Consider the following 8,266-nt stretch of genomic DNA (forward strand, 5'->3'; position numbering starts at 1 on the left):
AGCGTGCCCGTTTTTTATTAAAAGATTCGCGCCAAGATTTCAGGGAGTCTTCTCAAAGGCTTGCGAGCTAGAGCACTGCAAGGCGAAATCAGGCGAGGAAGCGGAGTGTACTTTTGTACATGAGCATTCCGAGTCTGATTTCAACGCAGCAGGGCCGACGCGCAGCTGCCTTTGAACAGGCTCCTTAGATAGCTTCGAGCTTGGCGTACGCCAGCATCAGCCACTTGCTGCCTTCGCTTTCGAAGTTCACCTGCACCCGCGCCTGGGGCCCCGAGCCCTCGAAGTTGAGGATGGTGCCTTCGCCGAACAGCGAGTGCTGCACACGTTGGCCGAGGTTGAACGGCGTGTCCGGCACGGCGCTGCCAGCGAACAGGCTGCTGCCGCTCATGCTGCGGCTGCCACTGCCGTACGGGCGGCTGACGCTGTTGGACAGGCGTACTTCCTGCACCAGATGTGGCGGCACTTCGCGCACGAAGCGCGAAACCTTGTTGTAAGTCTCGTTGCCGTACAGGCGGCGAGTTTCCGCGTAGCTGATCACCAGGTTGCGCATGGCCCGGGTGATACCCACGTAGGCCAGGCGGCGTTCCTCTTCCAGGCGGCCGGGTTCTTCAAGGCTCATCTTGTGGGGAAACAGGCCTTCTTCCATGCCCACCAGGAACACCCGCGGGAACTCCAGGCCCTTGGCGCTGTGCAGGGTCATCATCTGCACGCTGTCTTCATGTTCGGCGGCCTGGGTGTCGCCGGCTTCCAGCGAAGCGTGATCGAGGAAGGCCGCCAGCGGCGTTTGCGCGTCGTCACCTTCCTCGCCTTCGTAGGAGTCGAAGGCACGGGCGGCGGACACCAGTTCCTCGAGGTTTTCCACGCGAGCCTGGGCCTTCTCGCCCTTCTCGTCGCGGTGATAGGCGAGCAAGCCGGATTGCTCGATCACCAGTTGCGCGGTGCTGTGCAATTGCAGGCCCTCGACCTTCAGGGCCAGGGTGTCGATCAGCTCGACGAAGCCGTTCAGTGCACTGGCGGCGCGGCCGGCGATCACCTTGGTGCCGACCGCTTCGTGCAGCGCGGCCCACATCGACAGGTCGTTGGCGCGGGCGAACTGGCGCAGGGTTTCCACCGTCTTCTCGCCGATACCGCGGGCTGGCACGTTGATGACCCGCTCCAGTGCCGCATCGTTGCCGCGCTGTTGGATCAGGCGCAGGTAGGCCATGGCGTTCTTGATTTCCGCGCGTTCGAAGAAGCGCTGGCCGCCGTAGATGCGGTAGGGAATCTTCTCGCGCAGCAGGGCCTCTTCCAGCACCCGCGACTGGGCGTTGGAGCGGTAGAGGATGGCGATGTCGCTACGCCGCAGGCCGTCCTTGCGCAGGGCGTCCTCGATGGTCTCGACCACGTAGCGCGCTTCGTCGTGTTCGTTGAAGGCGGCGTACAGGCTGATCAGCTCGCCATCGCCGACATCGGTACGCAGCTCCTTGCCCAGGCGCCCCTGGTTGTTAGCGATCAGTGCGTTGGCAGCGGTTGAGGATGTTCGCCGTGGAGCGGTAGTTCTGCTCCAGGCGGATGATCTCGGCGTCGGCGAAGTCGCTGTCGAACTGCTGGATGTTCTCGATCTTCGCGCCGCGCCAGCCGTAGATCGACTGGTCGTCGTCGCCCACCACCATAAGGCTTTCGCCGCCCATGGCGAGAAAGCGCAGCCAGGCGTACTGCACGGCGTTGGTATCCTGGAATTCGTCGACCAGGATGTGCCGGAAGCGTTTCTGGTAATGCGCCAGGAGGCCGGCGTTGTTGCGCCACAGGTCGAGGGCGCGCAGCAGCAGCTCGGCGAAGTCGATCACGCCGGCTCGGGCGCAGGCCGCCTCGTAGGCTTCGTAGATGCTGCGCATGGTGGCCAGGAAGAGATCGCCACTGGCCTGGATGCCGGCCGGGCGAATGCCTTCGTCCTTCTGGCCGTTGATGAACCACTGCGCCTGCTTGGCCGGCCAGCGCTGCTCATCCAGGCCCAGCTCGCGGATCACCCGCTTGATCAGCCGTTGCTGGTCGTCGGAATCGAGAATCTGGAAGTTCTCGACCAGCCCGGCTTCCTGCCAGTGGGCTCGCAGCAGGCGGTGCGCCAGGCCGTGGAAGGTGCCGACCCACATGCCCGCCGGGCTTTGCCCGAGCACGTCTTCGATGCGATGACGCATCTCCGCCGCCGCCTTGTTGGTGAAGGTCACCGACAGGATGCTGTGCGGCGAGACGTCCAGGCGCTGGATCAGAAAGGCGATGCGGTGCACCAGCACGCGGGTCTTGCCGGAGCCGGCACCGGCCAGCACCAGTTGATGACCGGGCGGCGTGGTGACCGCATGGTGCTGGGCTGGGTTGAGAGAACTGAGTCGCTGATCGAGGTCATTTTGCATCGCGGCATTCTAGGGGGGCGGGGCAGGATGGGCAACGCTGGTGACGGTGAGGTCGACAGCTGTCGATGCAAGCCGCTGGAGACTGCGATCAGTGCGCCGGCAGATTGCCCCGAGCTTTAAGAAGCAGCTCGTACAGTAGAACGAAGAACATCGAGATTGAAGCGCCTGGTGCAATCCATTTGCCAGCCAATCGCCATTTTTATGCCATACAAAATGACCGTTCAGCGGTTTTTTGACGCGTTCGGGAACCCACCCGGCATGAACCCGTCGTAGCGACGAACGAGTTTTTACGACGGGTAGGGATGCATGGTTGTACGCAACGGAGCTGCGGTTGTAGGGTTTTGTCTGGCTGTTTTTCCTGTTCTGGCGTTCGCTCAGAGCCCTGGTGAACGCGAGCTGTACCGCGACAGGCAGGAGCGTTTGCTGCAAGAGCAGCAGCAACGGTTGCAAGAGCTGCAACAGCTCCCGGGCCGTGAGGCGCAACAGCCTGCCGAGCCTGTCCCGGATGACGAACGCTGTTTCGCCATCGACGATATCGAGATAAGTGGTGCCACCCTGTTGTCCGAGGCCGACCGCATCGCGATCCTCGCGCCTTTCGCTGACAACTGCCTGGGCGTCAGCCAGCTCAACGCGCTGCTCAAGGCCATTACCAATCACTACATCGACCGCGGCTATGTCACCACGCGCGCCTATCTGCCCCAGCAGGATCTGTCTGCCCGTACCCTGAAGATCACCGTGGTCGAAGGCCGCCTCGAAGGTCTCGACAGTTCCGCCCTGGCAAGCGACCGTGAGCTGGCCATGAGCTTTCCCGGCAAGACCGGCGAGGTACTCGACCTGCGCGAGTTGGAACAGCTGGTCGAGAATCTCAACCGCCTGCCATCGCGTTTCGCCAAGCTGGAGCTGGTGCCCGGCGAGCAGGTCGGTGGCAGCCGTGTGCAGTTGCAGGGCGAGCGTAGCAAGCCGTGGCGCGCCAGCCTGTCGCGCCATAACGACGGCCAGCGCAGCACCGGCGAACAGCAGTGGGGCGTCGGCCTGGACTGGGACAGCCCGCTGGGCCTGGCCGACCAGTTGAGCCTGCGCGCCAGCCGCGATGCGGTCAGCGACAGCTATCGCCATTCGCATAGCCAGAGCCTCTACTACAGCCTGCCTTATGGCTGGTGGACCTTCAGCTACAACTACGGCCAGTCCTACTACCGCACCACCGCCGACCTCAACGGCTTTCCGGTAGAGACCGATGGCGACTACCAGAGCCATAGCCTGCGGGCCGAGCGGGTGCTGCACCGCGACAGCGTCAGCAAGACCGCCTTCAGCACCGGCCTGAGCCACATTCGCAGCAACAACTTCATCGAAGACAACCGCCTGGAGTTTTCCAGCAACCGCCTCAGCGAATGGCAGCTGGGCTTCAACCATGGCCGGCGGGTGGGCAGCGCCTTCGTCAACGCCGACATCGGTTGGCAGCGCGGTATCGGTACTTTCGACGCCCAGGGCAACGGCCATCCCCATGGCCAGGATCCGGTTGCCCGCTACAACAAATACACCCTCACCTTGAGTTACCTGCAGCCCTTCAATCTGGGTGGCGAGCGCTTCAGTTTCGAGAGTTTGGCCACTGGCCAGAAGAGTGAAGACCAGCTGTTCAGCCCAGCACGTATCAGCGTTGGTGGCCTCAACTCGGTGCGGGCCTACAAGGATCAATCGCTGTCCGGTAACAGCGGCGGCTACTGGCGCAACCAGCTGCGCTGGACCCGACCGGTCACCTGGGAGCCGTTGCAGCCTTTCGTGCAGCAGTACGGCGCTGCACTGGCCTATGACGTTGGCGTGATCAGCCATGACAGCCACAACAGTGGCGCCAGCGGTCGCCTGAGCGGCCATGCTCTGGAGCTCAGCGCCCGCGGCGAGCACCTGGCCGCCTCGGTGACCTTCGCCCATTCCCTGGAGCGCCCCGACGCCTTCACCGAAGGTGAACGGCCGGTGTACTTCCGCCTCGATGTGTTCTTCTGATTTCAACGTGTAACGGAGTTATCCACATGGACGTTCGCAGCCCACTGAACCGTGCCATCGCCCGCGTACTCATCGGCGTCATGCTGTTCGACCCGGTCAAGTCGCTGGCCGCCGACCTCGCGGTCGACGCTGCCGCTGGTGGCAACACCAGCATCGGCCAGGCCGGCAACGGCGTACCCGTGGTGAACATCGCCACGCCCAACGGCAGCGGCCTGTCGCACAACAAATTCACCGACTACAACGTTGACCAGCAGGGCCTGATCCTCAATAACGGCGCCCAGGCTTTCGTACCGAGCCAGTTGGGCGGCTACATCAAGGGCAATCCGAACCTGCAGGGCGGCGCCGCGGGCGTCATCCTCAATGAGGTGACGGGCAGCAACCGCAGCCAGCTCAAGGGCTATACCGAGGTGGCCGGGCAGGGCGCCCATGTCATCGTCGCCAACCCGCACGGCATCACCTGCGATGGTTGCGGTTTCATCAACACGCCGCGCGCGACCCTGAGCACCGGTGCGCCGCAGATCGAGGATGGCCGTCTCAAAGGCTTCGATGTCGATGGCGGCGATATCGCCATCGAAGGCGCCGGGCTCAACGCCAGTAACGTCGACCAATTCGACCTGATCACCCGCACCGCCAAGATCAACGCTGATATCCATGCCAAGCGCCTGAACATCGTGGCCGGCCGCAACGAGGTGGACGTTGCCACTTTGCAGGCCACGGCCAAGGCCGACGATGGCAGCGACAAGCCCCAGGTGGCCATCGACAGCTCCGCCCTGGGCGGTATGTACGCCGGCGCCATTCGCCTGGTTGGCACCGAGAAGGGCGTCGGCGTGAATCTTGCCGGCGACATGGCGGCCACCGCCGGTGATATCCAGATCGATGCCAGCGGCCAGCTGACCATGAACCGCAGCGCCGCCAGCGGTAACACCACCCTGGTAGCCGACAGCGTCGACCTCAAGGGCGATACCTACGCCGGCGGCACTGCCCTTGTCGAGGCCAGGCAGGTGGATGTGCGCGAAAGCCTCGCCGCCGGTGAGCAGGTCAGGGTGCAGGCCGAGCGCCTGAACAATGCCGGTGCCATCGAGGCCGGCGTGCGCGCCGATGGCAGCACCAACAGCGCCGGGCATTTGCAGTTGAACGGCGGCGGCGTGCGCAACGAGGGCCAGCTCGTCAGCCATGGCAGCCTGAATACCGACCTGCAAACACTCGACAACGCCGATGGCCAGATCGCCGCGGCAGGTAGCGCCACGCTCAAGGCCAAGGAGCTCGACAACCAGAAGGGCCAGGTTGTCGCCCAAGGCAACCTGAACCTGGACACCGACACGCTGGACAACCGCCAAGGCAGCGCCCTGGCGGGCCAGGCCATGGCCATCCAGGCCGAGGCGGTGGATAACCAAGCCGGCACCCTGGCAGCCGGCGGTGCCATCACCGCGAAGGTCACCAACGCGCTGAACAACGACGACGGCCTGGTGGAGGCCGGCGGTCATCTCGATGTGCAAGCCGATAGCCTGAGCAATGCCAGGGGCCGCCTGCGTGCCCTGGGAAGCAGCGGTGAGAGCCGCTTCGCCATCGGCACCATGCTGAATAACGACGGCGGTGTGCTGGAGGTGGCCAGCGCGGCACTGACTTTCGACACGCCGGCCCTGAGCAACAAGGGCGGCGTGGTGCGTCATCTCGGCAGCGCCGGCCTGGGCCTGGACATGCAGCTGCTTGGCCAGGCCGGCGGTGAATTCATCACCAACAGCGCAATGAGCCTGAGCGCCGAGGAATGGGTCAACGACAGCCTGCTGCAGGCCGCCTCCATCACCCTGGATATCGATCGCCTGACCCAGACCGCCGGCGGCGGCTTGCTGGCGGTCAACAGCCTCAGCACCACGGGGGAAAGCTGGATCAACGATGGCCGACTCGAAACCAACGGCAACCTCGATCTGCGTTTGAGCGGTGACTACCGCGGCAACGGCAGCCTGCTGGCGCTCGGCAACATTGACCTGCAGGCCGACAACATTGCCTTCGGCACTGACGCCGAGGTCAGTAGCGGTGGCTTTGGTCGTCTGACGGCGCTAGGTGAGCTGGTCAGCCAGGGGCGCATGACCGCTGCTGCCTGGCTGAGCATGGCCGCCGAGAAAATCGACAACCGCGGCACCCTCGGCGCCGGTGGTGACCTGCTGCTGCAGGCGGGCAGCATACGCAACGATGGCGGGCTGATATTCAGCGGCGGCAACCTGCAACTGCTGGCTGATCGGTTTACCAATCGTCTCGCGGCGCTCTACAGCCTGGGCAGCCTGAGCATCGCCAGGGACGCCCAGGGCAGCCTCGCCAGCCTGATCGAAAACCGCTCCGGCACCATCGACAGCGCGGGCGACATGAGCCTGCGCGCCGCGATCATCGCCAACGTACGCGACGAGTTGCAAACCGAACAGGGCAAATACGACGCGGTATTCACCGAACTGGCCTGCCGTGGCCCCTACAACCCCGCTGGCGACTGCGACCTGGGCAGCAACGGGCGCAAGGTCGGGGTCTGGCAGCTCGATGAGTACGATCGGTTGATCGTCACCGCCGACAGCGGCGCGTCGCATATCACAGCCGGCGGTTCGCTTAACGTGCTGGGCGACCGTCTGACCAATAGCAGCAGCACCATCGCCGCGGCTGGCGACCTGCAGATGCAGCTTGGCAGCCTGGACAACATTGGCGTGGAAACCAGTGAGGTGCACACCACGCGGGTATTGGTATCCGGCCGCAAGCCGAGCTACTGGTTCTACCGCGGCCTGGTGTATGGCTTCAACGCCGACCATGCCGGCTCGCGCAACCTCGGCTCGCTGGAATCCGACCTCAATCGGGTCGTCGGCGCCATGGAGCGTGAATACCTCCCTGCCAACAAGGTCGAGCGCGTGAGCGTCGATGGGCAGACCTATGCTGCCGTCATCCAGAGTGGCGGCGACATCAACGTCAATACCCGTGACGATTTCGACAGCCGTGTTATCCGCAGCAGTTACGCATACGTCGGCGGCGGCACCCGGGTCGACACCAGCACGCCCGGCAGCGATATCGCCACCGCCATCACCCTCAACCCGCAGCTGCCGCCAGACCTGGCCCAGAAGGCGGTCGACCCGCTCGGCCTGCCGAGCTTCAAACTGCCCACTGGCCAGAACGGCCTGTTCAGCCTCAGCACCAATCCCGACCACCGCTACCTGATCGAGACCGATCCGGCGTTCGCCGAGCTGGGCAACTTCCTCAATTCCAGCTACCTGCTCGATCAACTGAACTACGACCCCGATCACGCGCAGAAACTGCTCGGCGACGGTCTCGTTGAGCAGCGGCTGATCCGCGATGCGGTGCTGGCCCGCACCGGCCAGCGCTTCCTGGCCGGGCTGAGCAGCGACGAAGCGCAGTTCCGCTACCTGATGGACAACGCCATCGCGAGCCAGGATGCCTTGCAGCTGTCCGTCGGCGTCGGGCTTTCCGCCGAGCAGGTCGCCGCGCTGACCCACGACATCGTGTGGATGGAAGAGCGCGAAGTGAGCGGCCAGAAGGTGTTGGCGCCCGTGCTCTACCTCGCCCAGGCCGACGGTCGTCTGGCGCCGAATGGCGCGCTGATTCAAGGCCGCGACCTGACCCTGATCAGTGGCGGCGGCCTGAGCAACGCAGGCACCCTGCGCGCCACTGCCAACCTGGGCATTCAGGCCGAGTCCATCGGCAACAGCGGGTTGATGCAGGCGAACCAGCGCCTGCAACTGCTGGCCACCGATAGCATCCGCAACGCCCAGGGCGGCATCATTGCCGGTCGCGACGTCAGCCTGCAGGCCGGTAACGACATCCTCAACGAGCGCAGCGTCGCCACCCACCAGTCCGCCAGCGGCAAGGCCTATGAGCACCAGCGGCAGATG

General features: G+C 64.4%; 2 protein-coding genes and 1 pseudogene. 2 read left to right on the plus strand and 1 reads right to left on the minus strand.

The genetic code is table 11. The features are described 5' to 3' along the window. Positions 1-184 precede the first annotated feature (184 nt). A pseudogene (gene uvrD / locus BVH01_RS04210) lies at positions 185-2,387 on the minus strand (DNA helicase II). A gap of 306 nt (positions 2,388-2,693) precedes the next feature. Here uvrD and BVH01_RS04215 point away from each other — a divergent pair. Together BVH01_RS04215 and BVH01_RS04220 are read left to right on the plus strand one after the other, a co-directional pair. Further along, positions 2,694-4,385, plus strand: coding sequence for a ShlB/FhaC/HecB family hemolysin secretion/activation protein (locus tag BVH01_RS04215; protein WP_075929095.1), 1,692 nt, complete (start codon positions 2,694-2,696; stop codon positions 4,383-4,385). A 26-nt stretch (positions 4,386-4,411) separates the two neighbouring features. Beyond that, positions 4,412-8,266 (plus strand): filamentous hemagglutinin N-terminal domain-containing protein (locus BVH01_RS04220; RefSeq protein ID WP_218189083.1); only part of this gene is annotated, 3,855 nt, incomplete at its 3' end.

Origin of the sequence: Pseudomonas sp. PA1(2017) (assembly GCF_001945375.1) — a bacterium.
Taxonomy (GTDB): Bacteria; Pseudomonadota; Gammaproteobacteria; order Pseudomonadales; family Pseudomonadaceae; genus Aquipseudomonas.

Excerpts from the sequence above, each read along its gene's own strand:
- BVH01_RS04215 (WP_075929095.1), top strand. The coding sequence starts at position 2,694 with ATGGTTGTACGCAACGGAGCTGCGGTTGTAGGGTTTTGTCTGGCTGTT.